Source organism: Kocuria sp. ICS0012 (assembly GCF_001665945.1).
Taxonomy (GTDB): domain Bacteria; phylum Actinomycetota; class Actinomycetes; order Actinomycetales; family Micrococcaceae; genus Kocuria; species Kocuria marina.
This window is the reverse complement of the sequence record NZ_LZMM01000036.1, coordinates 54,954-81,950: the sequence shown is the minus strand read 5'-3', so window position 1 is coordinate 81,950 and position 26,997 is coordinate 54,954. Positions and strand designations below refer to the sequence as shown.

Here is a 26,997-nt window from a genome sequence, read left to right as displayed (position 1 = left end):
TGCCATAGCGCGCAGCGCGTGTGTGGACAGCGCCTGCGGCAAGGGCCGCCGCGCGGGGTCACGGCGGGTAGTCGCCACCGCCGGGTAGTTGCTTCCAGTGCCACAGCCACCCGACCCACACGATCTGCAGCACTGCCCCGAAGATCACGAGCAGCACCCGATAGGCGCGCGAGTCGCTCACGTGCACCAGGGCGGCGGCGAGCGGCGCCCACGGCAACAGCAACCGGAACGTGGAGCTCTGCGGGTTGAGCACGAGCAGCAGATAGCACCCGTAGGCCGCGATCCACACACGGACAAAGAACGGCAGGGCCCGCTTGACCATGTCCGAACGCAACAGCATCACGACCGTCGCCACGAGCACCACGGGAGCGACGAGTCCGGCGATCGGGCCCAGCAGATCGGTGGCCTCGCGGAACCACGGCAACACGGGGATCACGTGCTGGCTCCCGCGCCAGGCGGCCTCCGTCTCGGTGTAGGCCATGGGCTCCCGCGTGACGACCCACGCGATGGCCGGCCACGCGAGGGCGGCAGCGCACGCGATCAGCGCCACCACGAGCCAGCGGTCCAGGCACCGGTACCACGCCCGACGTCGCGCGAGCACGTCCCCCACGCTGCGCCACAACCACCACACCCCCAGCGCCGCGGCCAGGGCCACGCCGGTGGGTCGGGTCAGTGCCTGCGCCACCACGAACACGGTGACCCACACGGGCCGGTCCCGCACGACGCACAACATGGCGCTCAGCAAGAACAGCATGCTCAGCGCCTCGGCGTACGGGGTCTGCAGCACGGGTGCCACGGGGTTGAACGCGAACACCGCCACGGCCCACAGTGCCGGGCGTGAGACGCCCCCGGGAGTGCGGGGCCCGGCCATCACGGGTGCTTGGCACACCAGTCGGTAGAACACCAGGGCCGCACCGAAACCGGCCACGAGGGACACCGTGGCGGCCGTGACGGCCCACCCGGTCCCGGTCAGTGCGTCGATGCCGCGCACGAGCAGCGGGAACACGGGGTAGAACGCCCACGCGTTCTCGGACACCGTGCCCAGCGAGTCCCGGGGCACCTGGAACGGATACCCCTCCCGGAAGATGGTGTGGTACCAGTCGGCGTCCCACGTGTTCACGAAATCCAGGTAACCCAGGGCGCCGTTGCCCCACGGCCCGGGACCCTGTTGGGCACCCACGACCGTGAACACCGCCCAGCCCCAGACCCGCGACACCCCGTAGACCACGAGCACGGCGAGCCACCACGGAGCCGCCGCCCACAGTCGACGCATCCTCCCCGCACGGGAGTCGTGCGCGCTGCGCGCGGGGTCCGCCACCGCCGTGGAACTCACGCGCCGGAACCGGGGGCGCGAGCGTCGTCGCCCCTGGAACGGGGTATTGCGGTGCCAGGGTCGGTGTCGCCGCGCACGGAACCACGCGCGCCATCCGCGGGAGCGGCGTCGTCGCCCCCGGAACCGGGCGCCGCGGCGTCGACCGCTGCCTTGCCCGGGGCGGGAGAGGCACCCGGGGCGGGGCCGGAGACCGGGATGCCGTCGTCGTCGGCGTGGACCGCGGTGAGGATCTCCACGACCTCGGCCACGCTGTCCGTGACCCGGAACAGTTCGAGGTCCGCGGTGGAGACCTTGCCGTCGGCCACCAGCGTGGTGGTGATCCAGTCCAGCAACGGGCCCCAGTAGTCCGTGCCCACCAGGATCACCGGGAAACGCGTGATCTTGCCCGTCTGCACGAGGGTCAGTGCCTCGAAGAGTTCGTCGAGCGTACCGAAGCCGCCCGGCAGCGCCACGAAGCCCTGGCTGTACTTCACGAACATGGTCTTACGGGCGAAGAAGTAGCGGAAGTTGATGCCCAGGTCCACCCAGTCATTGAGGCGCTGTTCGTGGGGCAGCTCGATGCCGATCCCTACCGAGTGCGCGCCCACGTCCACCGCTCCCCTGTTCGCGGCCTCCATCACACCGGGGCCGCCGCCCGTGACCACGGCGTAGCCGGCCTTGCCGATTTCCCGTCCCAGCTCGCGCGCGAGCTCGTACTCCGGGTGCCCCGGCGCGGTGCGCGCCGACCCGAAGACCGAGACGGCGGGGCCCAGGTTCGCGAGTGCGTCGAAGCCTTCAACGAACTCCGCCTGGATCCGCAGGACGCGCCACGGGTCGGTGCGGGTGAAGTCGTCCGGTTCGGCGGGGCGCTGGTCCAGGAAACGCTGGTCGGACGTGCGCCGATGCAGCTGTTTGCGGCGCAGCACCACCGGCCCCTTGTGACGCTCGGGGGGTAGGGAACGTTCGTGCGGTGTCTCAGGGGTGTGCATGCCCACCAGGCTACGTTCTCGTGCTGCACGACGCCGCAGAACTCCCCTGCGGCATGCAACGCGGTGAGTACTCGAGCCAACCTCCCCCGCCTCGGATCGGATACCCGATCACCCCGCGCTCAGGACAACCAGGACGCGAGCGCACGGTGGCAGGCCCGGACGGCGTCGTCGAACACGTGCTCGTCGTCGGTGTGGGCGAGCAGGGCGTCCCCGGGGCCGAAGTTCACGGCAGGCACCCCGGCCTCCGAGAAGCGGGCGACGTCGGTCCAGCCGTACTTGGGCATGGGCTCCCGCCCCACGGCGGCCACGAACTGCGCGGCGGAGGGCCGGTCCAGCCCGGGACGGGCCGCCGGCGAGAGGTCCTGCCACTCGAGCTCGTACCCGGTGAAGACCTCGCGCATGTGGTCCTGTGCCTGCTCGAGGGACTTGTCCGGGGCGAAGCGGTAGTTGACCTCGACCCACGCGGTGTCCGGGATCACGTTGCCCGCGACTCCCCCGCCGATCCGGATCGCATTGAGCCCTTCACGGTAGTCGAGGCCCTCCACGGTCACGGTGCGCGCCTCGTACGCGCTCAACCGGGCCAGGACGTCCGCCTGCTTGTGGATCGCGTTCTCCCCGATCCACGAGCGCCCGGAGTGGGCGGCCTTGCCGTGGGTCGTGATCCGGAAACGCATGGTGCCGTTGCACCCGCCCTCCACGGTCCCGTTGGTCGGTTCGAGCAGCACCGCGAAGTCCGCCTCGAGCAGTTCGGGGCTGTTGCGCATCACGCGGCCCAGCCCGCTCGCATCGCTCGAGACCTCTTCATGGTCGTAGAACACGTAGGTGACGTCCCGGTTGGGCTCGGTGAGTTCGTGCGCGAGCACCAGTTGGACGGCCACACCGCCCTTCATGTCGGTGGTGCCGCGGCCGTAGATCACGTCCCCGTCCGCTTCCCGACGCCGCGTGGCCGGGACTCCGCCCAGCGATCCCTCCACGGTGGGCAGGGGCACGGTGTCCAGGTGGCCGGCGAGGATCACGCGTTCGTCTCGGCCGCGGTCCGTGCGGGCGATCACGGTGTCCCCGTCCCGGTGGACACTGAGATGGGGCAGAGCGCGCAGGGCTGTTTCGACGGCGTCGGCCAGGGGGCCCTCGTGATCGGACACGGACTCCACGTCCACGAGCGCGGCGGTCAGATCCGCGGGATCCATGGTGAGGTCGAGGGTCACGGAAGCGTCTGAACTCATGCGTGCCAGCCTACAGTTTGCCCCTGCGCCCCGCAGTGGGCATCGCGGTCGGCTGCCGCGGGGCCTCATTGACGAGCCGCGCGGGTCGGGTCATCTACCACCGGGTCACGGGGCATCTTTTAGGATGGGCCCATGACTTCAACGAGCGAGAGCACCGAGAATTCCCGTATCGCCTCCGGAGTGGGGCTGGCCACCGTGGTGGACTCCGGCGAGCGGGAGGGGACCGTGCTGGACGTCTTCTACCCTGCGCCGAGCCTGAGCGCCAACCCGGATACGAGCTACGAGGCGGATCTGCGCGTGGCCGCCACCACGGACCCGGATCGCAACGTGCGCTCCGAGATCGTGACCACCGTGATCAACCTGGACGAGGCACCCCAGGACGCCGCGGACGCCTACCTGCGCCTGCACCTGCTGTCCCACCGCTTGGTGCGGCCCAACACCCTCAACCTGGACGGCGTCTTCGGCAAGCTCGCGAACGTGGCGTGGACCAGCCGCGGTCCCGTGCTCGCGGAGGAACTGACCCGCTCCCTGCTGCGCCTGCGCGCCAGCGGGACCGTGACCGTGCTTGGCGTGGACAAGTTCCCGCGCATGGTCGATTACGTGGTGCCCTCCGGTGTGCGCATCGGTGACGCGGACCGCGTGCGCCTCGGTGCCTACCTGGGCGAGGGCACCACCGTGATGCACGAGGGGTTCGTGAACTTCAACGCCGGCACGCTCGGCGAGGCCATGGTTGAGGGCCGGATCTCCGCCGGCGTCGTGGTCCACGACCACACGGACGTGGGCGGCGGCGCATCCATCATGGGCACGCTGTCCGGCGGCGGCAAGCAGCGGATCACGCTGGGCCAGCGCTGCCTGCTGGGCGCCAACGCGGGCGTGGGCATCTCCCTGGGTGACGACTGCGTCGTCGAGGCCGGCCTGTATGTCACCGCCGGTACCCGCGTGAGCCTCATCGAGGGCGGCGCCGAACCCCGCGTGGTCAAGGCGTCCGAGCTCTCCGGCGTGAACAACCTGCTGTTCCGCCGCAACTCCACCAACGGCGCCGTGGAGGCGCTGCCCCGCCAGGGCAGCACGGTGGAGCTCAACGCCGCACTGCACGCCAATTGATCCCCGCCGTCGCGCGTCCACGGATCGCGACGACGACGCCGCTCGGCCGGGTCCCGCAGCTCGCGGGCCCGGCCGCGCGTTTTCGTGAGGTCCACTGGATAGGGTGGGGACCATGAAGATTCTTGTCACCGGGGGAACCGGGTACATCGGCTCGCACACGGTTCTGGCGCTGCTCGAGGCGGGGCACGACGTCGTCGTCCTGGACAACCTGTCCAATTCGTCCAAGACGTCGCTCGAGCGGGTGGCGGAACTCGCCGGACGCGACGTCGCGGCGTTCGAAGAGGTGGACCTGCTGGACCGCGAGGGTCTGGACCGTGTGTTCGCGCAGCACCGCCCGGACGCCGTGATCCACTTCGCGGGGCTCAAGGCCGTGGGGGAATCGGCGCAGAAGCCGCTGTGGTACTACACGAACAACGTCAGCGGGACCGTGAACCTGTTGTGGGCCATGGAGGAGAACGGGTGCCGCAGTATCGTGTTCTCGTCCTCGGCCACCGTGTACGGCGCCCCGGAGACCATGCCGCTCACCGAGAAGCTCTCTATGGACGCGCAGAACCCGTACGGTCGTACCAAGGAACACATCGAGGACATGCTCGCGGACCTTGCGGCCTCCGATGACCGCTGGTCCGTGGCCCTGCTGCGCTACTTCAACCCCGTGGGCGCGCACGAGTCCGGGCGGATCGGTGAGGACCCCTCGGGGATCCCCAACAACCTCATGCCGTTCGTCGCGCAGGTGGCCGTGGGCCGCCGCGAGAAGCTCATGGTCTTCGGCGACGACTACCCCACCCCGGACGGCACCGGCGTGCGCGACTACATCCACGTGGTGGACCTCGCGGACGGACACCTACGTGCCCTGGACCGGATCAGCCGGGACCACGGCGTGCACGTGTGGAACCTGGGCACCGGCCGCGGCTACTCCGTGCTGGAGGTCCGCGAGGCATTCCAGAAGGCCTCGGGCCGGGAGATCCCCTACGAGATCGCCCCGCGCCGCCCCGGCGACGCCGCTGTGTCCTACGCCGATCCCTCCTCCGCCCTCGCCGAGCTGGGCTGGTCCGCGGACCGGGACATCGACACCATGTGCCGGGACCACTGGAACTGGCAGAAGAACAACCCGAACGGTTACGACGGCTGAGCTGAGCGGCGGCGTCGTGCCCGCACCGACGAACGAGCCCCGATCACCGAACGGTGATCGGGGCTCGTCGGTTTGACCGGGGAACTCAGTTGGCGGTCGGGTAGTGGCGTTCACCCTCGCCCACGTAGAGCTGGCGGGGGCGGCCGATCTTGGTCTCGGGGTCCTCGATCATCTCGCGCCACTGCGCGATCCAGCCGGGCAGGCGGCCGATCGCGAAGAGCACGGTGAACATCTTCTCGGGGAAGCCCATGGCCTTGTAGATCAAGCCCGTGTAGAAGTCCACGTTCGGGTAGAGCTTGCGCTCCACGAAGTAGTCGTCCGCGAGGGCCTTCTCCTCCAGGCCGATGGCCAGGTCCAGCAGCTCGTTGTTGCCGCCCATCTTGGCCAGGACGTCGTGCGCGTAGCCCTTGATGATGCGGGCACGGGGATCGTAGTTCTTGTAGACACGGTGCCCGAACCCCATGAGGCGGACGCCGTCCTCCTTGTTCTTGACCTTCTCCATGAACTCGTCCGCGGAGAGCCCACGGTTCTGGATCTGGTCCAGCATGGCCAGCACGGCCTCATTGGCACCGCCGTGCAGCGGGCCGTAGAGGGCGTTGATGCCCGCGGAGACGGACGCGAACATGTTGGCGTGGGAGGAACCCACCAGGCGCACCGTGGAGGTGGAGCAGTTCTGCTCGTGGTCCGCGTGCAGCATGAACAGGATGTCCAGGGTCTTGGCGACCACCGGGTCCACCTCGTAGTCCTCGGCGGGCACACCGAAGCACATGCGCAGGAAGTTCTCCGCGTAGTTGAGGTTGTTGTGGGGGTACAGCTGCGGCTCGCCCACGGACTTCTTGTACGCGTACGCGGCCAGAGTGGGGACCTTTGCGAGCAGGCGGATGGTGGAGATCTCCACGTGCTCCTTGTTGAACGGGTCCAGGGAGTCCGAGTAGAAGGTGGACAGCGCGGACACGGCCGAGGACAGCACGGGCATGGGGTGCGCGGAGCGGGGGAAGCCGTTGAAGAACATCTTGATGTCCTCGTGCACCATGGTGTGCGTGGTGATGCGGTGCTGGAAGTCCTCGTACTGCTCACGCGTGGGAAGCTCGCCGTAGATCAGCAGGTAGGCGGTCTCCAGGAAGTTGGAGTGCTCCGCAAGCTCCTCGATGGGGTAGCCGCGGTAGCGCAGGATGCCCTGGGCGCCATCGATGTAGGTCACCGTGGAGCGCGTGTTCGCGGTGTTCACGAACCCGGGGTCGAAGCTGACGTTGCCGGTCTCCTTGAGCAGGGAACCCACGCCGTAGCCCTTGTTGCCCTCGGTCACCTCCAGTACGGGGAGCTCGAGGGACTTGCCCTTCTCGTAGTTCAGCTCCACCTTGTCGGTGGACTTCTTGGCCTCTGCCATGATGTGTCCTTCACGGTTCGCTAGGTGTTCCACGACGGGTTCGCGGTGCGGTTCACCCCCACGCCGTCGTGGCGGTTCGGGTCGGTGCGCACCGGGCGGGAACACGATGTCATTCCCCACCAACCTACCCGTTGGTGTGATCGGGATTCCACTTGCCCACCCGTGTGCGGCGGGCTCAGACGGCGCCTGAGAGCCGTTGCACGGCGGCCGCCATGCGCTCGTCGCTCGCGGTCAGGGACAGCCGCACGTAGCCGTGCCCGGCGTCCCCGTAGAAGGTCCCGGGGCCCACCACGATGCCCACGCGGGCGAAGCGTTCCACGGTGTCCCACGTGTCCTCACCGGCGGTGGCCCACAGGTACAAGCCGGCCTCGGAATGCTCGATCGTGAGCCCGAAGGCCTCCACGGCGGGCTTGAGTGCCTCGCGCCGCTGCCGGTAGAGGTTCTTCTGCGCCGTCACGTGCGCGGTGTCCCCCAGGGCCACACGCATGGCTTCCTGCACGGGATAGGGCACGATCATCCCGGCATGCTTGCGCGAGTTGATGAGCGAGGGCATCAGCGCGGGGTCACCCGTGAGGAACGCCGCGCGGTAGCCCGCGAGGTTCGACTGCTTGGACAGCGAGTACGCGCTGAACAGCAGGGACGTGTCCCCGCCGCTCACGCGCGGGTCCAGGACGGACGGCACGGGTTCGCCACCGCGTGCGGGATCCCACTGACCCCAGCCGAGCTCGGCGTAGCATTCGTCGGAGACCACCACGGCCCCCTGCGAGCGGGCCTGGTCCACGAGCCGCTTGAGACTCTGCGCGTCCCGCACGATGCCCGTGGGATTGCCCGGCGAGTTGACCCACACCATGCGCACGCGCTCGCGCACCGAGGGCTCGAGCTCGTCCAGCGAGTCCGCGGCCACGGCCTCGGCGCCGGCGATCTGCGCCCCGATGTCGTACGTGGGGTAGGCGACCACGGGACGCACTACGACGTCGCCCGGGCCCAGACCCAGCAACAGCGGCAGCCACGCGACGAGTTCCTTGGACCCCACCGTGGGCATCACGGCGTCCGGGTCCAGATCGGGCACACCGCGACGATCGGCGAACCACGCGGCCACGGCCTCCCGCAGCGCGGGGGTCCCGTGCGTCGTGGGATACCCGGGGGCGTCCGCGGCGGCGGCGAGCGCATCCTGGATCACGAGCGGCGTGGGGTCCACCGGGGTCCCGATGGACAGGTCCACCACACCATCCGGGTGCTCCTGCGCGGTCCGGCGGTACGGCGCGAGGGAGTTCCAGGGGTAGTCGGGCAGGTTCAGACCGAATCCGCGGGCCACGCTCACCGGATCAGTCCTGGTTCTGCGGGGGCAGTTCCGCGATCATGGGGTGGTCCTTGTGGGTGTTGCCGAGCTTGGCAGCTCCACCCGGAGAGCCCAGATCGTCGAAGAACTCCACGTTCGCCTTGTAGTACTCGGCCCATTCCTCGGGGGTGTCGTCCTCGTAGTAGATGGCCTCCACGGGGCACACCGGTTCGCACGCACCGCAGTCCACACACTCGTCCGGGTGGATGTACAGGGATCGCTCGCCCTCGTAGATGCAGTCCACGGGACATTCCTCCACGCAGGCCTTGTCCTTGACATCCACGCACGGCTGCGCAATTACGTAAGTCACGGTTGACGAACCTCTCCTTCTGTTCCCAAGTCCTCGACCATTCTAGCGGCGGGCATTCGAGGCTACCGCGCCCGCGAGCGCACCAGCCAATGCCCCGTAACAATCACGGAGGCCATGACCGCCACGAAGATCACGGCGAACCACAGCAACCCCACGATCCCCACGGGCTCGGCCCACGTGGTGACCACGAGCGCCGAGCCCTCTCGCAGGTACGCGGTGGTCCAGGCGATCACGTACGTCACGAGCCCTGGGACGGCAGCCGCCCACACGCGCCGGGTCGCGGTACCGCACCACACGCTCGCGCACAGCAGCAGCGCCCCGGAGAATACGAGCCCCCACGGGAGCCACCAGCCGTCCAGGTACCAGATGTTGGCGTGCATGGCCGTGGCCACCGCTCCCGCCACGAGTCCCGTGAGCAGTGCCGTCACCAACGACGACGCCGCTCCCGGCCGTTGCTTCTCGGCTCCCCCGGGCGCGTGGTCGCCGGCGGTCTGCACGGCCGGGGCGCTCTCCCACGGGGCGGTGCGGCGCAGTCCGGACGCGCTCATTGTCCGCCCCGGCGTAACAGGCGGAACGTCTCGGTGGCGCTGAGGGTCTGCGGCACGCCGTTGGATAGCTCGTACGTGGTGCCCTGCGGGTCCTCGCCCAGGGTGATCTGTGTGGCGTGCGCCGCCATTGCGGCGCGCTTCACCGCCAGATCACCGTGGATCGCCGCTTGCGGCCGTTCGTCCGAGGGGTTCACGTCGCTCTCGATCCCCCACGTCAGGGGGACATCCCACGCGTCGTGGGCGGTGTCCGGTGCTGACGCTGCGAGGTCCACGGCGCGCAGCGTGACCCCGTGCGTGGCCACGTGGTCCGGGTGACCGTACCCGCCGTCGTCGTCGTAGGTGATCACGGCGTGGGGACGCACCGCACGGATAGCTGCGGCCACGTGGGCGGCGGCCTCCTGCGGATCCGCCGCCGTGAGCGCTGCGGGTGAGACGTCCTCGGCGGGCTGCGGGCGACCGTCGGGCCCCCAGCTCATCCCGGAATCCACGTACTTGTCCGCGCCGTTGGCGAAACCCTCGGCGGGATCGTGGGCGGGGGGCTCCCCCGCGAAGAACCGGTCCGCGAGCCCCATGGCGGCCGCGGCGGCGTCGAGCTCACCCACGCGGTAGAGCCCCAGCGCAGTGCCGTCGGTGTCCGGGCACCCGGGTTGGCCCACCTCGAGATGACGCAGGGCGGGCGGGATAACCTCACCGCGTTCGCCGCGCGTCATGGTCAGCAACACCGTGGTGGCGCCCAGCGCGCCGTAGTACCCGATGGATACGCCCGTGACGATGGCTTCGTCGTCCGGGTGGGCGTGCACCCACAACACACGAGCCCGGGCGGAGTCCACGCCCCCGGGGAGCAGTGTCTCCACCGCCCCCTCGGTCGCGTGTCCCCCGCCCGGGTATCGAGGATCGGCCACGATCAGGCGCGCGCCCGCTGCCGGGCGACCTTGAGGCGCTCGTTGGCGTCCAGGACCACCTTGCGGATGCGGATGGCCTCCGGGGTGACCTCCACGCACTCGTCCTCGCGCGCGAACTCGAGGGACTCCTCGAGCGTGAGCTTGCGCGGGGGCGTGAGGTTCTCGAAGCTGTCCGCCGTGGACGAGCGCATGTTGGTGAGCTTCTTCTCCTTGGTGATGTTCACGTCCATGTCGTCCGCGCGGGAGTTCTCACCCACGATCATGCCCTCGTAGACCTCGGAGGTGGGCTCCACGAAGAACGAGCCGCGCTCCTGCAGGTTGATCATGGCGTACGGGGTGACCACACCGGCGCGGTCCGCGATCATAGAACCGTTGGTGCGGTACTCGATCTCCCCGGCCCACGGCTCGTAGCCGTCCGCGTAGGAGGACGCGATGCCCGCGCCTCGGGTCTCCGTGAGGAACTTGGTGCGGAAGCCGATCAGACCGCGCGAGGGGACCTTGAACTCCATGCGCACCCACCCGGTGCCGTGGTTGCTCATGCCCTCCATGCGGCCCTTACGCGCGGCCATGAGCTGGGTGATCGCACCCAGGAACTCGTCCGGAGCATCGATCGTCATGTGCTCGTAGGGCTCGTGCACCTTGCCGTCCACGGTCCTGGTGACCACCTGTGGTTTGCCCGCGGTGATCTCGAAGCCCTCGCGGCGCATCTGCTCCACGAGGATGGCCAGGGCCAGCTCACCGCGGCCCTGCACCTCCCACGCGTCCGGGCGCTGGGTGGGCAGCACGCGCAGCGAGACGTTACCGATGAGCTCCTTGTCCAGGCGGTCCTTGACCTGGCGCGCGGTGACCTTGGCCCCCTTGACGCGTCCGGCCAAGGGCGACGTGTTGATCCCGATGGTCATGGAGATCGCGGGATCGTCCACCGTGATCAGCGGCAGCGGCTCGGGGTTCTCGAGGTCCGTGAGGGTCTCACCGATGGTGATGTCCTCGATCCCGGCCACGGCCACGATCTCACCGGGCCCGGCGCTCTCCGCGGGCACCCGGTCCAGGCCCTTGGTGGCCAGCAGTTCGGAGATGCGCACGCTCTTGAGGGTTCCGTCGTGACGCGCCCACGCCACGGTCTGGCCCTTCTTCAGCGTCCCGTTGAAGATGCGCAGCAGGGCCAGGCGACCCAGGAACGGGGAGGCGTCCAGGTTGGTCACGTGCGCCTGCAGCACGCCGTCCGGGTTGTAGGACGGCGCGGGGATGTGCTCGATGATGGTACGGAACAGCGGCTCGAGGTCCTCATTGTCCGGCAGTTCGCCGTTGCCGGGCTGGTCGGTGGAGGCACGGCCGGCCTTGCCGGAGGCGTAGACCACGGGCACGTCCAGGACGGCGTCCAGGTCCAGGTCCGGGTGGTCCTCGGCGATGTCCGAGGCCAGGCCCAGCAGCAGGTCCATGGTGTCGGAGACGACCTCGTCGATCCGGGCGTCCGGGCGGTCCACCTTGTTGACGACGACGATCACGGGCAGCTTGGCCTCGAGGGCCTTGCGCAGCACGAACCGGGTCTGGGGCAGCGGGCCCTCGGAGGCGTCCACGAGCAGCACGACGCCGTCCACCATGGACAGACCGCGCTCCACCTCGCCACCGAAGTCGGCGTGACCCGGGGTGTCGATCACGTTGATCGTGATGGTCTCACCGTTGGCCGCGGGGCCGTCGTAGAACACCGTGGTGTTCTTGGCCAGGATGGTGATGCCCTTCTCCCGCTCCAGGTCGCCCGAGTCCATGACTCGTTCCTCGACCTCTCCGTGGCTGGAGAACGCGTTCGTCTGCTGGAGCATGGCATCGACGATGGTGGTCTTGCCGTGGTCAACGTGGGCCACGATGGCCACGTTGCGCAGATCGGCGCGCTGGGTGGTGGTTTCAGACATGCACAGGTCTCTCTTCATGAGTGGATGCAGAGGGGAATCGTGGCGATTCTACTCCCCTCCGCCACCACCCGGAGCACACGTGATGCATGTCTCCCGTGTGCTCAGCCGAGCAGTTCGGGGCGCTGCCATTCCTCACCCAGCACGTGTTCGGCCAGGAACGCGAGCACGGTCTCGTACCACGCCCGCGAGTTGGCCGGCTTGAGGATCCAGTGGTTCTCGTCCGGGAAGTACAGGAACCGGTGGCCCTCCACCCGGGTGCGCAGCTGCAGATCGGACCACAGCTCGATGCCCTGGGAGATCGGGACCCGGTAGTCCTTGTCCCCGTGGATCACGAGCATGGGGACCTGGATCCGGTCCACGAACCGGTGCGGTGAGTACACGGCGGCCTGGGCCGGGCCCATGGCCTCACGCCACTCGGTGTTGTCCGTGGTGGCACCCATGGAGTCCAAGTTCCACAGGGACGCGTGGGTCACGATGCACCGGAACCGGTCCGCCGTCTGGGTGGCCACCCAGTTGGCCATGTACCCGCCGTAGGAACCGCCCAGCAGGGCTTGGCGCTGGGCATCGATGTCCGCCCGCTGCGTCGTGGCCTCCACGAGGGCCATCACGTCCGTGAACGGCGCCCCGCCCAGCTCCTGCTGACCCCGGTCGATCATGGCCTGTCCGTAACCCGTGGAGATGGCCGGGTCCGGGAACAGCACGGCATAACCGCGGGCCACGAACGGCCACGGATTCCAACGCCAGCTCCACTGGTTGTTGGACGCCCACGGCCCACCGTGAACGAACACGAGCAACGGGTGTTCGGTTCCTTCCCCCTCGGGCAGCGCGAGCCACGCGCGGATGCTCGTCCCGTCCTCGGCGGTCGTGGTGACCTCCTCCAGGCGGCCGGGGACGGCGTCGTCGGGTACGAGACCGTCGATCCGGGTGGGCTCGGCGCAGAACTCCCGACCGGACCACGTCACCACCTCGAGGGGATGGTCGTAGGTGGCCCGCAGACCGTAGAACGCGTCCCCCACGGGGTGGACCGCGCAATAGGTCCACGGCTGCTCGGCACCGCCGGCCAGGACGTCGATCGAGGAGTCCCCGCCCCGCGGGCACGTGGCCCGCAGCACGATCCCCCGGCCCTGATAGTCGGACGTGCACACGAAGGAGTCGTCATCGATCCACCGGGATTCCCCCGCCCAGTATTCGTCTGTGGGCACCACTTCCGTGTCCCGACCCGTGCGCAAGTCGTGGACCCACAGCGAGATCTGCAGGTTGACGCCGTCGCGCCACACGACGTCCCGCTCCAGGACGACCCGGCTGCCGTCCGGGGAGACGGGCCCGGGCTCCCACCAGTCCTCCTCGGTGGCGTCCCGGAACAGTTCGGCCTGACCGGCGCCGTCTGCCGTGATCGGCACCCGCCACAGCTGGGACCGTTCCCAGCCCTCCGGCAACCACGCGGTCAACTGTGCGATCAGCCAGGTGCCGTCCGGGGCGACCGAGTAGCGCGTCAACCGCCCGGCGGGCAGATCCACGCGGCGCACGGCCTCCCCCGCGTCCCGGGACTCGGCGAGCGCGGCGGTGTCCACGAACCACAGGGCGGTCTCGGCGGCTGGGAGGTCGTGGTCCCAGTACCGGAACGGCGCGCGGTCGTAGAGCATGGGACTCGCCCCGGATTCCTCACGCAATTCGTGCAGTTCACGGTTGCGGGCGAGCTCGTCCGCCGCACCCTTGGCACTCGGGTGCATGCCCGAGAGGAAGAACAGCATGTCCCCGCCCAGCTTGGGGTCCGAGATGCCCTCGGGCATGTCCAGCACCATGCGGGCGTCGCCCCGTTCGGGGAGCAACCACAACCGGGAGCGCTTCTCGTGGTCCCCGTCCATGGGTCGGTCGGACGTGAAGTAGAGCTCCCCCGACGGCGCCGGGCACACCTCTTGGACTCCGTGATCGCCGGAGGTCAGGGGGACAGGTGCACGATCGCCGTCGGTCGGGCGGGGTACCGACCACGCGTGTTTGACGTAGCGCTTACCGTCTGAGGACAGTTCCTGCCGCAGGGCGATCACCGGGCCGTTCCGGTGTCCGCTCAATCCGGTGAGTCGTGGGGTGGCCACGAGCTGTTCGGGAGTTTCATAACGGGGTGTCATATGAGTCACATTACAGACGTGCCGGTCACGCATAAGCGCCCACGTGTCACCCCAGCCACTAACGTGGCCCTCGGCCACGTGGCGCAGCGGTGGCGGATGGGAGTGGAACGCATGAGTTCGGACAAGGGGACGTTGGCGTGGGCGGTGCGCGTCACGGTTCCCGTGGCCATGGGATACCTGCCGCTCGGGATGGCCTTCGGCGCCTATGCGGTCTCGCTGGGGTTCGCTCCCTACCTGGCGCCCCTCACGGCTCTCGTGGTCTTCGCGGGCTCGATCGAGTTCCTGCTCGTGGGATTGGTCTCGGCGGGAGCGGGCCTGCTACAGATCGCCGTGACCACTCTGCTGGTCAACAGCCGACACATCTTCTACGGCTTCTCCTATCCCACCCACCTGCTGCGTTCGCCCTTCGCCAAGTTCTACGGCCCCTATGCCCTGACTGACGAGGCCTATGCGCTGATCAACAGCGGCGTGCGCCCCACCACGCAGCACGAGCTCATGCTGATCCAGGGCATCTCCCAGTTCTACTGGGTCTTCGGTGCCGCGGTCGGAGCCGTGGCCAGCGGACTCATCCCGGAATCGTTCGACGGTTTCGACTTCGCACTGACCGGGTTGTTCACCCTGTTGTTCGTGAGCGCCCTGAGCGCGGCCTCGCAGCGCGTGATGATCGTGCTCGCTGCCCTCGCCTCCATTGCGGTGGGGCTGCTGCTGCCCCGCGACCTGTTCCTGCTCGGTGCCATGCTGTGCTACGCGGTGCTATGCGTCGTGCTCGTCAAACGCCCACGGCACGGTCGTTCGTCCCAGACCGCGGAAGGCGACGCCTGAGATGCTCGCAGCCATCGTCGTGTGCGCCGCCGTGACCTATTCGTTGCGCCTGTTCCCCGTGTTGTTGGCCCATCGGTTCCGCGATCGCGAGGACCTGCGGGAGATCTTCACCCTGCTCCCCGCGGGACTCATGTTGATCCTGGTCGCCTATACATTGCTGGAGGCCGATTCCGGGGTGCAGTTGAGCCGATTGATTCTCGCGGCGGTGATTTCCGTGATCGTGAACGCGGTGAGCAAGAATTTCCTGATGGCATTTATCGCGGGATTCGCGGCATATTCATTGTCGGGATTACTCCTGTAAATTGTCGAGATAATTCGAGCGGCCCCGGAAACTCTGAGCCCCACCGCGCAGTGAGTGAGCACACACGCCCCGCGCGCATCTGCGATGAGCCGACGACGGGGTCTCAAGCTCACTCGAACCATTAGATCAAATATTGTTTCCCTATTCTGGTGAGTGCACCCTCAGCAAACTCAGGCATACCTAACCCCAATTAGGTAACGACCTTTTACCATAAGGGTCAACTTACTGGCGCGCCCCGAAAAACACCCGTAGTGTCCATATCAGTTCATCCGACCATCAGAGCACCACCCGAATCACAGGAGAAGATCATGGCCACTCTCACCGCTGTTTCCGCTTGCACCGCCACCGGCTGCGCCTTCAACGACAACGGCTGCACCGCCCCCGCTATCACGGTGGGCGGCCAGGGCTCCGAGGCCTCGTGCACCACGTTCATCTCGCTCGACGCCCGCGGTGGCCTGCCCACCGCCAACGGCCAGGTGGGCGCGTGCCAGCGCCTCGAGTGCGTGCACAACAAGGACCTATTGTGCACCGCCTCGTCGATCGAGGTCACTGCGGACGCCAACTGCGCGAGCTACGAAGCCCGCTGATCGCGGAGCTCACCGGGTAACAACTGCAGACACGAGAGGACCGCGAGTCATGCGACTCACGGTCCTCTCGTGTCTGCAGTGAATGATCGAGCCCCGGCAGGTTCACACGACCGCCGGACAGCCTGGGGGCGTGACGCTGCCGCTGGGGTACCGGCGCGGCGTCACGCTGCGGCGGGGGTGCCCAGCAGGGATGCGAGGTTGTCGGCGAGGTCTTGCGCGGACGACGTCGGACGATTGAACGGGACGAAGTAGACGCTGGTAGCGGTCGAACCCTCGCGCAGAACCGTGACCCCGGTGAGATCCACGTCCACCACGAAATCCCGATTCCGGGTGTGAGCGCACCCGCCGCTCGAGGGCTTACGCGTCAGCAGGTGGGCGGGGATCCATCCGTTCTCCGCGGCATCGCACATCCCGGCCAGATCGAATGGATCCACGGACACCGCGGCGTCCAGGGCCACGACTTCGGTGTTCACCGCGGCAATGGAATCCCCGAGCTCGCGGCCGAACGCCCGCACCTGGTCGACGCTCAGTGGCGTGGCACCGGAACCGTCATGAACCACGACCCGTGCCGTGGAGACGATCGCGAGTCGCCCGGAGGCCGTGTCGGCCACGGCCGCCACGAGCTCCGGCAACTCCCCCGTCATGAGGAGTTCGTCGGTCTCACCCGGGGTCAGCCACTCAAGACCCGCCAGGAAGTGTGCACTGGCCGCCACGATGCGTACGGAGGGGTCCGGAGCGAACTTGGCGATGTCCACGCGCACGTCCACGGTCTGCCCCGCCGGGGTCAGCGCAGCGACGTCGGGGTGAGGAGCCGCGGCCATGACCATCCGGCCGTTTGGCATGAACCCGTGCGCCAAGCACGGCAGTGTAGGTTGACCCTCGAGGCGGTAGGCGACCACGTTCGCTCGGCCCGCGCCCGCGAGCATGCGGTGCGCGAGTGACACGACTCGCTCCGACACGCCCACGTACCCGAGCTGTGCACCGTTGTCAGTTCGACCCACGACCGTCCCCGCTTCCGTTGTGACCAATCCCACCGGGTCCGCCGAGAACATCCCGATCGCACCCGATTCGCAAAACTTAGGAAAGCCTAACCTCCCCAAAAGGTGGACGGAAGGGTTTACGACGAATTTGGTCAGATTTTTATGACCTAAACGGAGGTGATTCATATCACGGACGTGTGCGATAGCATCGCAGCATGCCTCCCCTACCCCTCCGACCCCGTTCATCCCGCGCCGCCCGGCGATCACGCTCGCCGCGGATCGCCGGGGCCGCGGCACTGACCGGGGTGGCGTTGCTGGTCTCCGGGTGCGGGGCCTTAAGCGGGGACGCCCAGGGGGACGCGGGGCAGAATCCCGGCGCAGCGACGTCGTCCGCCACCAACCGGGCGACGAGCGAGACGGCCCGTACGAGCGAGCCCGGTAAGGGCCCGGAGTGTCCCGAGGACGCGTGCTTCACCGTGGCGATGACCGGTGATCTCCTGCTGCACGAAGGCCTGTGGCGCAACTTCGCGGTGGACCCGGCCATGAACGAAAGCAGACACTTCGACTTCGACCCACTGCTGGCCGGTCAGAAGCCGTACCTGGACCAGGCCGACGTGGCCATCTGCGAAATGGAGACCCCGGTGGCGCCCAAGGGTGGGCCCTACTCGGACTACCCGAGCTTCAGTGTGCCGCCGGAGATCACCGTGGCGGCCAAGAACACGGGTTACGACGCGTGCACGTCCGCGACCAATCACACCGTGGACCGCGGCACCGAGGGCGTGAACCGGACCTTGGCGACCCTCGACGAGGCGAGCCTCAAGCACACCGGCTCGTACACTTCCGAGCGCGCGTCCGAGGAGCCCATGCTGCTGGAGACCCCGGCCGGGACCGTGGCCGTGGTCACCGGGACCAACAGTCTCAACGGCCAGCGGGCGGAGCACGACTGGCAGGTGGACCGGCTGCGGGACCCCGCCGAGGAGCCGCAGGCCGCGCGACAGGACATCGACCGCGCCGTGACGCAGGCGAAGAAGGCGCGCCAGCAGGGCGCGGACGTGGTGATCGCGGCCATGCACTCGATCATCGAGTACCAGGACGACGCCGACGCCTACCAGAAAACCACGGCCCACTCGCTGATTGATTCCGGTGCGTTCGACGCCGTGTACGGTCACGGTTCGCACAGCGTGCAGCCCATCGAGCACTACAACGGCAAGTGGATCGTCTACGGACTGGGCAACACCGTCACGGAAACCTCCCCGGCGTACGAGAACAACAACCAGGGTCTGATCACGCGCTTCCAGTTCGCGCGCGGGGACGACGGCGGGTGGCGGGTCAGCGACCTGGCCTGGGCACCGAGCTCCAACACCCAGGACGGCCGGTTCCAGTGGTGCTCCACGGCCTCGGACCAGCCCAACGGCGTGTGCCGCTCCCCCCAGGAGGACCGGCAGATCCGCGAGCGCATCGCGGGGATCATCAACACAGACTCGGCGACGGCGAACGGGTTGCGGGAGTGGCGGGTCGCGGAGGAAACGGAAGACTGAGCGGCGGAACGTTCACGAGAGAAGGCCGGTTCCACGAGACCCGTGAAGGTCCCGGAACCGGCCTTCTCCGTGCTCGTGACGGGGGCGTCAGCCCTGCACGCCGAGCTTCCCCAGGATGATCTGGCGCACGCGTCCGGCGTCCGCCTGGCCGCGCGTGGCCTTCATGACCGGTCCGATCAGGGCGCCCACGGCCTGGACCTTGCCGCCCTTGATCTTCTCGACCACGTCCGGCATCTGGGCCATGGCGTCGTCCACGGCGGCGGTGAGGGCGCCGTCGTCGGAGACGACCGCGAGCCCGCGGGACTCCACGATCTCCGCCGGGGTGCCCTCACCCTCGACCACGAAACCGAGGACCTTCTTGGCCAGCTTGTCGTTGATCTTGCCGCCGTCGATCAACCCGTTGAGTTCGACCACGTGGGCCGGGGTCACGGGCAGGTCCGCGATCTCGACCTCGCGCTGCTTGGCGAGGCGGGCGATCTCACCCATCCACCACTTGCGCGCCACGGCGGCGGAGGCGCCCGCGGCAATGGTCTGCTCGATCTCGTCCAGCACACCCGCGTTGACGACGTCGCGGAACTCCTCGTCCGTGTACCCCCAGTCCGCCTTCAGCCGCTTGCGGCGCTCGGCGGGGGGCTCGGGAAGGCTCGCGCGCAGTTCCTCGATCCAGTCCGCCGTGGTCACCACGGGCACCAGGTCCGGTTCGGGGAAATAGCGGTAGTCGTCCGCGTCCGACTTGGGCCGCCCCGCGGTCGTGGACCGGGTGTCCTCGTGCCAGAAGCGGGTCTCCTGCGTGACCTTCTCCCCCGCGGCGAGCACGGCGGCGTGGCGCTGGATCTCGTAGCGCACGGTGCGCTCCACGGCGCGCAGCGAGTTCACGTTCTTCGTCTCCGAGCGCGTGCCGAACTGCGTGGCGCCCTTGGGCATCAGAGACACGTTCGCGTCGCAGCGCACGTTGCCGCGCTCCATGCGGGCGTCCGAGATGCCGAGGTTCTTCACGATCTCGCGGATCGCCGCGACGTACGCGCGAGCAAGCTCGGGTGCCCGCTCCCCCGCACCCACGATGGGCTTGGTCACGATCTCGATGAGCGGCACACCTGCGCGGTTGTAGTCCACCAGGGAGTACTGCGCGTTCTGGATCCGCCCGGCATCCCCGCCCATGTGGGTCAGCTTGCCGGCGTCCTCCTCCATGTGGGCGCGCTCGATCTCCACCCGGAACTCCGTGCCGTCCTCCAGCTCGAGGTCCAGGTGCCCGTCGAACGCGATGGGCTCGTCGAACTGCGAGGTCTGGAAGTTCTTGGGGGTGTCCGGGTAGAAGTAGTTCTTCCGTGCGAAGTGGCACTTCGGCGCGATCGAGCAGTTCAGCGCGAGACCGAGCTTGATCGCGGACTCCACTGCCTTGCCGTTGACCACCGGCAGCACGCCGGGCAGCCCCAGGGACACCGGGGTCACGTTGGTGTTGGGCTCGTCCCCAAAGGTGTTGGGGGCGGCATCGAACATCTTGGTCTTGGTGTTCAGCTCCACGTGCACCTCGAACCCCAGGACGGGGTCGAAGCGCTCGAGGGCTTCCTCGAAGGACAGCACGTCCTGGCTCATCACTTGCCTCCCTGCGCGGCAGTGGCCGCAAAGTCACGAACGGTGGCGGTCACGTCGGCGCGTTCCCGCCACAGCGGGCCGCCCCACTGCTCGGTGAGCAACCGCTCCAGACCGGCCCCGGCGCGGTACACGCGGGCGTCCTCGCGCGCCGGTGCCATGAACTGGATCCCCACGGGCAGCCCGTCCTCCGGTGCCAGGCCGCCCGGCAGGGAGATCGCGGGGATCCCCGCGAGGTTGGTGGGGATCGTGGCGATGTCGTTCAGGTACATCTGCATGGGATCCGCGGACTCGTCCACGCCCCCGATGTCGAACGCGGTGGTGGGCGCGGTGGGCGAGATCAGCACGTCCGCCTTCTCAAACGCCGCCGCGAAATCACGCTGTACGAGCGTGCGCACCTGCTGTGCGGAACCGTAGTACGCGTCGTAGTACCCCGCGGACAGTGCGTACGTCCCCAGGATGATCCGGCGCTTGACCTCGTCCCCGAAGCCTGCGGCGCGGGACGCGCTCATGACCTTCTCGATGGTGGGCGTGCCCTCGGGAGTGACGCGCAGACCGAAGCGCACGCCGTCGTACTTGGCCAGGTTGGAGGAGACCTCCGAGGACATGATCAGGTAATAGGCACCCAGCGCGTACTCGAAGTTGGGCGTCTGGACGTCCACGATCTCGGCGCCCGCGGCGCGCAGGAGTTCGAGGGACTCCTCGAAGCGTTGCTGCACACCGGCCTGGAAACCCTCGCCGCTCAGCTGCTGGACCACGCCCACGCGCAGCCCCTTGAGCCCACCCTCGGCAGCTCCCTCGCGCGCGGCGCGGGCGTAGGAGCCCACGGGATCCGTCAGCGAAGTGGAGTCGGCAGGATCGTGACCGCCCACGACCTCGTGCAACAGCGCGGCGTCGAGCACCGTGCGGGAGCACGGGCCCACCTGGTCGAGCGAGGACGCCATGGCAATCACGCCGTAACGGGACACCGAACCGTACGTGGGCTTGACGCCCACCGTGCCGGTCACGGCCGCGGGCTGGCGGATGGAGCCACCGGTGTCCGTGCCCAGGGCCAGGGGCGCCTGGAACGCGGAGACCGCGGCAGCGGAACCGCCACCGGAACCGCCCGGGATCTTGCGCAGGTCCCACGGGTTGCGCGTGGGACCGAACGCCGAGTGCTCCGTGGACGAACCCATGGCGAACTCGTCCAGGTTGGTCTTGCCCAGGATGGGCATGCGCGCCGCACGCAGCTTGCGGGTCACCGTGCCGTCGTACGGGCTCATCCAACCCTCGAGCATCCGGGACGCCGCCGTGGTGGGCTGGCCCTTGGTCACGATGAGGTCCTTGACCGCCACGGGCACACCCGCGAGCTCGGGCAACTGCTCACCCTTGGCGCGTGCCTCGTCCACACCACGGGCCACGTCCAGGGCCTCCTCGCGGTTGCGGTGCAGGAACGCGTTCAGCCCGTCGGTCCCGCGTGAGCGGTCCTGGGCGTCCAGCGGGGTGCCGTCCGTGGCCTCGATCTGCTCGAGGTGCGCGGTCACGGCGTCCACCGAGGAGACCTCACCGGACGCCAGCTTGGCCGCGAGGTCCGCGGCGGACAGTTCTACGATGCGCTCGCTCATGCTCACTCCCCGTCCAGGATCGCCGGGACCCGGAACTTGCCGTCCTGGCTGTCCGGTGCGTTACTCAGGGCTTCCTCCTGCGTGAGGGTCTCCCCCACCACGTCCTCGCGGAAGACGTTGTGCAACGGCAGGGGGTGGCTCGTGGCGGGGACGTCGTCCCCGGCGGCTTGGCTGACCGAGGCCACGGATTCGACGATGAGATCGAGTTCACCGGCCACGCGGGCCAGTTCCTCGTCCGACATCTCGATGCGCGCGAGTTCGGCCAGGTGCGCCACCTGCTCGCGATTGATCGCAGACATGCATGCTCCTGGTATTCGCTGATTGGTTCCGATCCAGTCTAGCGAGCGCCTACCCTGGACTCAGCACTCCCGTTCTCCCGCCGATCTCCCGAAGGGGTCCCACTTCGTGGCTCAGTCCTCCGCCCGTTCATCACGACGCCGCTCCACGCCTTCCAAGGGCACCTCCCGGATGACCCGGGCGGACGCCGCGCGCGCCCGCGTGGATCACGACAACGCGTGGCGCCAGTGGGTCTCGGACTCCGCCGTGGAGACCGTGGACACCGCACTGAGCCACGTCCAGGCGGTCGTGGAGGAACAGGTGCGCCAGTACGGAGCATTCCCGGCCTTCCTGGTCACCGGCGCCAAGGACGGGGAGTTCGAACTGGATTCGGTGGACCCGTCTCGTGTGAACGATCTGGCCCCCCAGGACGTGCTGGCCGAACTGCGGGACATCGCGCGCGAGAAGGCCTCCGGATTGCTCGTCGCCGCACTGGCCTACCCCGCCACCCTCCCGGACCGCTCCGGTGCCACCGCGGTGATCGTGGAGGTCGCCCACCGCGAACGGCTCAGCCTGGAAGTTATCCAGGAATACAATGTCGTGGAGGCCAAGGGCCGCACGTTCGTGAACTTTGGCGATCCGCACACGGATCGAGCGGATCCGTGGTTGTTCGCGGTGCGTGGCTGAGACCCGGACATCGCCTCCTCCGACGGGACGACCCGTCAGCACACCGGATAGCTCGGGGACGACCCCGCCCGGACCGGGGCGCGCACAGTCCCGAGAATCGAGCTGACGCTTCCATGTCCCCCACACGTCGTTCCATCCTGACTCCGGGAGCCCTGGCCCGCGTGATCGCGGGATGGGGATTCTTCGTGCTGCTTCAACTCTCCGGCTCGCTGCTGGCCCCACCCGTGTCCTCTCCGCTGCTCGTGGGGGCGCTCGTGGTGATCGTGGGCGTGATCCTGTACGCGGCCACGGGCGTCGTGCGACAGGCCGAACACCTGGCCCACCGACTCGGCGATCCGTACGGTTCGCTGGTGCTGACCCTGTCCATCGTCGTGATCGAGGTGGTTTTGATCTCCGCGGTCATGCTGGGCCCCGGTGAGCACGCCACGATCGCGCGGGACTCCGTGATGGCCGTGGCCATGATCATCCTCAACCTGGTAATCGGTCTGTGCCTGCTCGTGGGCGGCCTCAAGCACGGGGACATGGCCCACAATCGGACGGGAACCTCCAACTACCTGGCGCTGCTCGTGGTCCTGGGCGCCCTGGCCTTCGTGCTACCCGCGGCGCTCGGCACCGACGGCGCGTACCAGCCGTGGCAGGAGATCTCCATCATTGCAGTCACCGTGGCGATCTACGCGTTCTTCCTGTACCGACAGGCGGGCGCGCAAGCCGTGGACTTCACCGAAGTGGACCCCCGGTTGCGCCCGGGTCCTGAGACCGCGGCCCGGGAGACGACGACGACGCGTCCTTCCCTGCGCTCGGTCCTGGCCGAGCACCGCACCGAGATCCTCGCGCGCCTGGCATTGCTCGTGATCACCGTGGTGCCCATCGTGGTGCTGTCCCACGACATGGCCTCGCTGTTGGACGATGGGCTCGGCCGTGTGGGGGCACCGCCCGCGCTGGCCGGCGCGCTGATCGCGGCCATCGTGTTCCTGCCCGAATCCCTCACCGCGCTGCGCGCCGCGCTGGCCGGGGAGATCCAGCGCGTGAGCAACCTGTGCCACGGGGCGCTGGTGTCCACGGTGGGGTTGACCATCCCGGCGATACTCGTGATCGGGCTGCTCACCGATCAAACGGTCGTGCTCGCCGAGAGCCCCGCGAACCTGGTGCTGCTCGGGATCACGCTGGGACTGTCCCTCACCACGTTCGCATCCTCCAGGGTCACGTCGATCCACGGTGCGGCGCACCTGGTGATCTTCGCGGCCTACGGGATCACGGTGTTCTCCTGATGCGCAACTGACCCCGCTGGGAGGCCCAGCGGGGTCAGTCCGACAGCGGATCAGCGAGCCGCGTTCACCACGAGGGGAGCTCGGGCAGGGCGCCCTCGGACTCCACGAACTCGTCGTCACCGCGGGCCAGCCACCGCAGCATGCCCTCGCGGTCGGAGGTGATGAGCTGACCGCCGTCGCCGATGATCCACTCGTCCCGCTCCTCGGTGCGCAGGGTCATCCCCGGGGCACCCTTGGCCCGCATGGTGCGCACCGCGGCCTCCACGGCGTTGAGCAGGGAGTCCGGGTCCGCTTCCGCCACGGTCCACGTGGTGTCCAGGTCGTGGTGGTGCACCACGACCTCCGCGATCCGCACCGCGGGCACGGACGTGGCCGGGACGGGCTTACCGTGCAGGTCGAGCTCTTCGGTGACGATGTCGCCCTTGAGACGCTCGCACTGCTCGGCGAAGAACTGCGCGTTCTGCTTGAAGGTCTCGATCAGCTCGTCCTTGGGCAGCGCGGCGAGCTCGTCGATCTCCTGCTCGCGCGCCTCGTGGGACTCGTAGGGCTGCTGCGGTTCGCCCGTGGTGGCCCAGTCGATGAGCTTGACCAGGGCGCGGGCGTTGGAGGCCAGGTGCGCGATCACGTGCGCGCGGTCCCAACCCTCGCACAGGGTGGGGCCCACCATTTCTTCGTCCGAGAGGGACTCCACGGTCGCGAGGAACATGTCGGTCTCCCGCCTCAGACGGGAGAGGTCGGAGTTGAGGCGTGCCGGTTTCATCATGGCTCCCACTGTAGTAATTCCCCACGCGAGCCAGCGCACGATGGCAGGGCTCAACACATACGCATATCGTTCGAGTCCCCCATGGGCGGAGCCCCGGGCTGCCGCGCGAACCGCGCTGCTCCCGGGGCTCCGATCATGCTCAGGACACCGTGTGGGCCAACTGCTGACGCAGTTCGCGGCGCGTGCGCTGGGCCTCGGGCGAGGGCACGGGCACCGCGGCGAGCAAGCGCTTGGTGTACTCCTGCTCGGGGTGGCGCAGCACCGCTTCGCGCGAGCCCTGTTCCACGATGTGCCCGTGCTGCATGACCACGATCCGGTTGGCGAGCCGGTCGATCACCGCGAGGTCGTGGGTCACGAACAAGCACGCGAAGCCCATCTCCGCTTGCAGCTGCTCGAACAATTCCAGGACCGTGGCCTGCACGGACACGTCCAGCGCGGACGTGGGTTCATCCGCCACGAGCAGTTTCGGCTTCAGGGACAGGGCCCGGGCGATGCCCACGCGCTGCTTCTGACCGCCCGAGAGCTCGTGCGGGTAACGGTTGCGGTAGTTGCGCGGCAACCGCACCTGGTCCAGGAGTTGCTCGATGCGCTGCTGCAGTTGCGCCCCTTTTGCCTCGCCGGCCAGGAACATGGGCTCACCGATCGACTCACCGATCGGCAGCCGCGGGTTCAGCGAGGACGCGGGGTCCTGGAAGACCATGCCCACGTCCTTGCGCACCGCGTTGAGCTTGGCGCGCGGGGCACCGTGCAGTTCCACACCGTCCACCACAAGCGATCCCTCGACCACGGGCAGCAGTCCCACCGCGGCGCGGCCGATCGTGGTCTTGCCGGAACCGGATTCACCCACGAGACCCACGGTCTCCCCGGCTGCCACGGTGAGGCTGACGCCCTCGACCGCGCGGAACGCGGGGTTGCGGCCCTGCTTGGGGTACTCGATGGCCACGTCCTTCAACTGCAGCACCGGTTCCACGACCCGCTGGGCGAGCGTGTCCATGGACGCTGCCTCCGCCGTGCTGCGGTCCACCACCATGGGCATGACCACGGAACGCTCGAGCGCGGCGACCATGTCCACGGATTCGTCGTTCTCGTTGCCCTGGCCCAGGTGGGGCACGGCCTCGAGCAACGAGCGGGTGTAGGGGTGGCGCGGTGCGGTGAAGATCTGCTCCGCCGTGCCCTGTTCCACGATCACGCCCTTCTGCATGACCGCGATGTTGTCCGCGAGGTCCGCCACCACACCCATGTCGTGGGTGATCAGGATGACCGCCGAGTCCAGCTGGTCCTTGAGGTTGCGGATCAGGTCCAGGATCTCCGCCTGCACGGTCACGTCCAGGGCCGTGGTGGGCTCGTCCGCGATCAGCAGTTTGGGGTCGCACGAGAGGGACTGCGCGATCATCGCGCGCTGCCGCTGACCACCGGAGAGCTGGTGGGGGTAGGAACGGAACGCCTTCTCGGGGTCCGGCAGTTCCACCATGGTGAGCATCTGCCGGGCACGTTCGGCGGCCTCGGCGGGTGAGATGTCCCGGTGCAGGCGGATGGTCTCCACGATCTGCTGGCCCACCGTGTACACGGGGTTCAGCGCGGTCATGGGCTCCTGGAAGATCACGGCGATCTCCTCGCCACGCACGCGCCGCAGCGCGTTGCCGCGCAGCCCGATCAGTTCCTCCCCGGCCAGCACGGCCGAACCGCGCACGCGTGCGTTGGAGGGCAGCAGCCCCAGCATGGACATCGAGCTCGCGGACTTGCCCGAACCGGACTCCCCCACGATCGCGAGCACCTCCCCCGCTGCGACGTCGTAGTTCAGGTCGATCGCGGCCGGCACCCAGTCCCGGTCCACGCCGAAGTCCACGGACAGCCCGCGCACGCTCAGCACGGGTTCACCGCGGGCCACGGTCCTGCGGGCCGGGCCGCGCCGCACGGTGGGTTCGTTGCGCTGCGCCCGCCGACCACGCCGTTTCTGCGCGCCCTCGGCGGTGGCACCCGCCGCGGCACTGCCGTCGGCGGCTGCACCCGCGGCCGCGGTTCCGTCGGCGCGACCGGTGACCGCAGCGGCGTCGGCGGCCGTGGCACCGGACGATCCGGCGGCGCGAGGGTGAGCCGCGGAGGGGTTAGCGGAACCTTCGGTGGCCACCCGCCCGTCGCCGCTCGGCGTGCCGTCCCACGGGGCGTTGTGCTCGGCGGCCGTGGCCTCGTGCGACGACGCCGCGTTCGGGTCCTGCGCCGCGTCGTGGGGTCGCGGGGTGCCCTCGGGCTGGTTCGAGGTGCTCATCGTGTGTGCTCCATCGTGTCGAGAACTGGGCGCGCG

The 26,997-nt window shown here is 68.6% G+C and carries 24 protein-coding genes; 8 read left to right on the top strand and 16 right to left on the bottom strand.

Annotation, left to right across the window (positions count from 1 at the left end; genetic code table 11):
* Positions 1 to 58: 58 nt before the first annotated feature.
* The 3 genes from A5728_RS05460 to dapE all read right to left on the bottom strand — a co-directional run bounded on the left by A5728_RS05460 (position 59) and on the right by dapE (position 3,524).
* Positions 59 to 1,333 carry a hypothetical protein gene (locus A5728_RS05460; RefSeq protein WP_231885526.1) on the bottom strand — a complete coding sequence of 425 codons (1,275 nt, stop codon included), beginning with the start codon at positions 1,331 to 1,333 and terminating at the stop codon, positions 59 to 61.
* Positions 1,330 to 2,301, bottom strand: a complete 972-nt coding sequence (locus A5728_RS05455; RefSeq protein ID WP_082943264.1) for a TIGR00730 family Rossman fold protein — start codon at positions 2,299 to 2,301, stop codon at positions 1,330 to 1,332. The genes A5728_RS05460 and A5728_RS05455 overlap by 4 nt, the downstream gene beginning before the upstream one ends.
* Before the next feature lie 119 nt (positions 2,302 to 2,420).
* Positions 2,421 to 3,524: a succinyl-diaminopimelate desuccinylase gene (gene dapE, locus A5728_RS05450; RefSeq protein WP_064846067.1), complete on the bottom strand. Its 1,104-nt coding sequence runs from the start codon at positions 3,522 to 3,524 to the stop codon at positions 2,421 to 2,423.
* 132 nt (positions 3,525 to 3,656) lie between these two features.
* Between dapE and dapD the strand changes: the two genes are divergently transcribed.
* Together dapD and galE are read left to right on the top strand one after the other, a co-directional pair.
* Entirely contained in the window at positions 3,657 to 4,628 is a 972-nt protein-coding gene (gene dapD / locus A5728_RS05445; protein WP_064846066.1) for a 2,3,4,5-tetrahydropyridine-2,6-dicarboxylate N-succinyltransferase, read from the top strand.
* A 112-nt stretch (positions 4,629 to 4,740) separates the two neighbouring features.
* Complete coding sequence (galE, locus tag A5728_RS05440; protein WP_064846065.1) at positions 4,741 to 5,757, top strand: UDP-glucose 4-epimerase GalE; 1,017 nt, start codon at positions 4,741 to 4,743, stop codon at positions 5,755 to 5,757.
* A gap of 85 nt (positions 5,758 to 5,842) precedes the next feature.
* Here the strand turns inward: galE and A5728_RS05435 are convergent, their stop codons facing one another.
* From A5728_RS05435 to A5728_RS05405, 7 genes are all read right to left on the bottom strand, one after another.
* Positions 5,843 to 7,144 carry a citrate synthase gene (locus tag A5728_RS05435; RefSeq protein WP_064846064.1) on the bottom strand — a complete coding sequence of 434 codons (1,302 nt, stop codon included), beginning with the start codon at positions 7,142 to 7,144 and terminating at the stop codon, positions 5,843 to 5,845.
* 175 nt (positions 7,145 to 7,319) lie between these two features.
* Positions 7,320 to 8,465, bottom strand: a complete 1,146-nt coding sequence (gene dapC, locus A5728_RS05430; protein WP_064846063.1) for a succinyldiaminopimelate transaminase — start codon at positions 8,463 to 8,465, stop codon at positions 7,320 to 7,322.
* Between the two features lie 4 nt (positions 8,466 to 8,469).
* Positions 8,470 to 8,793, bottom strand: coding sequence for a ferredoxin (gene fdxA / locus A5728_RS05425; protein ID WP_035965353.1), 324 nt, complete (start codon positions 8,791 to 8,793; stop codon positions 8,470 to 8,472).
* A gap of 62 nt (positions 8,794 to 8,855) precedes the next feature.
* Positions 8,856 to 9,341, bottom strand: coding sequence for a hypothetical protein (locus A5728_RS05420; protein WP_231885525.1), 486 nt, complete (start codon positions 9,339 to 9,341; stop codon positions 8,856 to 8,858).
* Positions 9,338 to 10,195 (bottom strand): PIG-L family deacetylase, encoded by an 858-nt coding sequence (locus A5728_RS05415; RefSeq protein WP_231885524.1) that lies wholly within the window; start codon positions 10,193 to 10,195, stop codon positions 9,338 to 9,340. The genes A5728_RS05420 and A5728_RS05415 overlap by 4 nt, the downstream gene beginning before the upstream one ends.
* 50 nt (positions 10,196 to 10,245) lie before the next feature.
* Positions 10,246 to 12,153, bottom strand: coding sequence for a translational GTPase TypA (gene typA, locus A5728_RS05410; protein ID WP_064846062.1), 1,908 nt, complete (start codon positions 12,151 to 12,153; stop codon positions 10,246 to 10,248).
* Between the two features lie 101 nt (positions 12,154 to 12,254).
* Positions 12,255 to 14,279: an alpha/beta fold hydrolase gene (locus A5728_RS05405; RefSeq protein WP_064846061.1), complete on the bottom strand. Its 2,025-nt coding sequence runs from the start codon at positions 14,277 to 14,279 to the stop codon at positions 12,255 to 12,257.
* 111 nt (positions 14,280 to 14,390) lie between these two features.
* Between A5728_RS05405 and A5728_RS05400 the strand changes: the two genes are divergently transcribed.
* The 3 genes from A5728_RS05400 to A5728_RS05390 all read left to right on the top strand — a co-directional run bounded on the left by A5728_RS05400 (position 14,391) and on the right by A5728_RS05390 (position 15,989).
* Complete coding sequence (locus tag A5728_RS05400) at positions 14,391 to 15,101, top strand: AzlC family ABC transporter permease (protein ID WP_064846108.1); 711 nt, start codon at positions 14,391 to 14,393, stop codon at positions 15,099 to 15,101.
* A 1-nt stretch (position 15,102) separates the two neighbouring features.
* A complete protein-coding gene (locus A5728_RS05395; protein WP_064846060.1) occupies positions 15,103 to 15,402 on the top strand; it encodes an AzlD domain-containing protein in 300 nt (99 codons plus the stop codon).
* 308 nt (positions 15,403 to 15,710) lie between these two features.
* On the top strand, positions 15,711 to 15,989 hold the full coding sequence (locus A5728_RS05390) for a DUF1540 domain-containing protein (protein WP_035965361.1): 279 nt from the start codon (positions 15,711 to 15,713) through the stop codon (positions 15,987 to 15,989).
* Between the two features lie 161 nt (positions 15,990 to 16,150).
* Here the strand turns inward: A5728_RS05390 and A5728_RS05385 are convergent, their stop codons facing one another.
* Positions 16,151 to 16,933, bottom strand: coding sequence for a hypothetical protein (locus A5728_RS05385; protein ID WP_231885523.1), 783 nt, complete (start codon positions 16,931 to 16,933; stop codon positions 16,151 to 16,153).
* Between the two features lie 251 nt (positions 16,934 to 17,184).
* Between A5728_RS05385 and A5728_RS05380 the strand changes: the two genes are divergently transcribed.
* Entirely contained in the window at positions 17,185 to 18,507 is a 1,323-nt protein-coding gene (locus A5728_RS05380; RefSeq protein WP_082943256.1) for a CapA family protein, read from the top strand.
* Between the two features lie 87 nt (positions 18,508 to 18,594).
* Here A5728_RS05380 and gatB read toward each other — a convergent pair whose 3' ends face one another.
* Genes gatB through gatC form a run of 3 tightly spaced genes read right to left on the bottom strand, consistent with a single transcriptional unit; the run spans position 18,595 to position 22,000 of the window.
* Positions 18,595 to 20,100: an Asp-tRNA(Asn)/Glu-tRNA(Gln) amidotransferase subunit GatB gene (gatB, locus tag A5728_RS05375; RefSeq protein WP_064846059.1), complete on the bottom strand. Its 1,506-nt coding sequence runs from the start codon at positions 20,098 to 20,100 to the stop codon at positions 18,595 to 18,597.
* A complete protein-coding gene (gene gatA, locus A5728_RS05370) occupies positions 20,100 to 21,701 on the bottom strand; it encodes an Asp-tRNA(Asn)/Glu-tRNA(Gln) amidotransferase subunit GatA (RefSeq protein ID WP_064846058.1) in 1,602 nt (533 codons plus the stop codon). Before gatA ends, gatB begins: the two co-directional genes overlap by 1 nt.
* Before the next feature lie 2 nt (positions 21,702 to 21,703).
* Positions 21,704 to 22,000 carry an Asp-tRNA(Asn)/Glu-tRNA(Gln) amidotransferase subunit GatC gene (gene gatC, locus A5728_RS05365; RefSeq protein WP_064846057.1) on the bottom strand — a complete coding sequence of 99 codons (297 nt, stop codon included), beginning with the start codon at positions 21,998 to 22,000 and terminating at the stop codon, positions 21,704 to 21,706.
* A 106-nt stretch (positions 22,001 to 22,106) separates the two neighbouring features.
* Between gatC and A5728_RS05360 the strand changes: the two genes are divergently transcribed.
* Positions 22,107 to 22,664, top strand: a complete 558-nt coding sequence (locus tag A5728_RS05360; RefSeq protein ID WP_231885522.1) for a hypothetical protein — start codon at positions 22,107 to 22,109, stop codon at positions 22,662 to 22,664.
* Positions 22,665 to 22,777: 113 nt separating this feature from the next.
* Positions 22,778 to 23,932, top strand: a complete 1,155-nt coding sequence (locus A5728_RS05355; RefSeq protein ID WP_064846055.1) for a calcium:proton antiporter — start codon at positions 22,778 to 22,780, stop codon at positions 23,930 to 23,932.
* 64 nt (positions 23,933 to 23,996) lie between these two features.
* Here the strand turns inward: A5728_RS05355 and A5728_RS05350 are convergent, their stop codons facing one another.
* The gene (locus tag A5728_RS05350) at positions 23,997 to 24,695 is read right to left on the bottom strand and encodes a maleylpyruvate isomerase family mycothiol-dependent enzyme (RefSeq protein ID WP_064846054.1); all 699 of its coding nucleotides are present in this window, start codon (positions 24,693 to 24,695) and stop codon (positions 23,997 to 23,999) included.
* A 139-nt stretch (positions 24,696 to 24,834) separates the two neighbouring features.
* Complete coding sequence (locus A5728_RS05345) at positions 24,835 to 26,961, bottom strand: ABC transporter ATP-binding protein (RefSeq protein ID WP_231885521.1); 2,127 nt, start codon at positions 26,959 to 26,961, stop codon at positions 24,835 to 24,837.
* Positions 26,962 to 26,997: the final 36 nt, after the last annotated feature.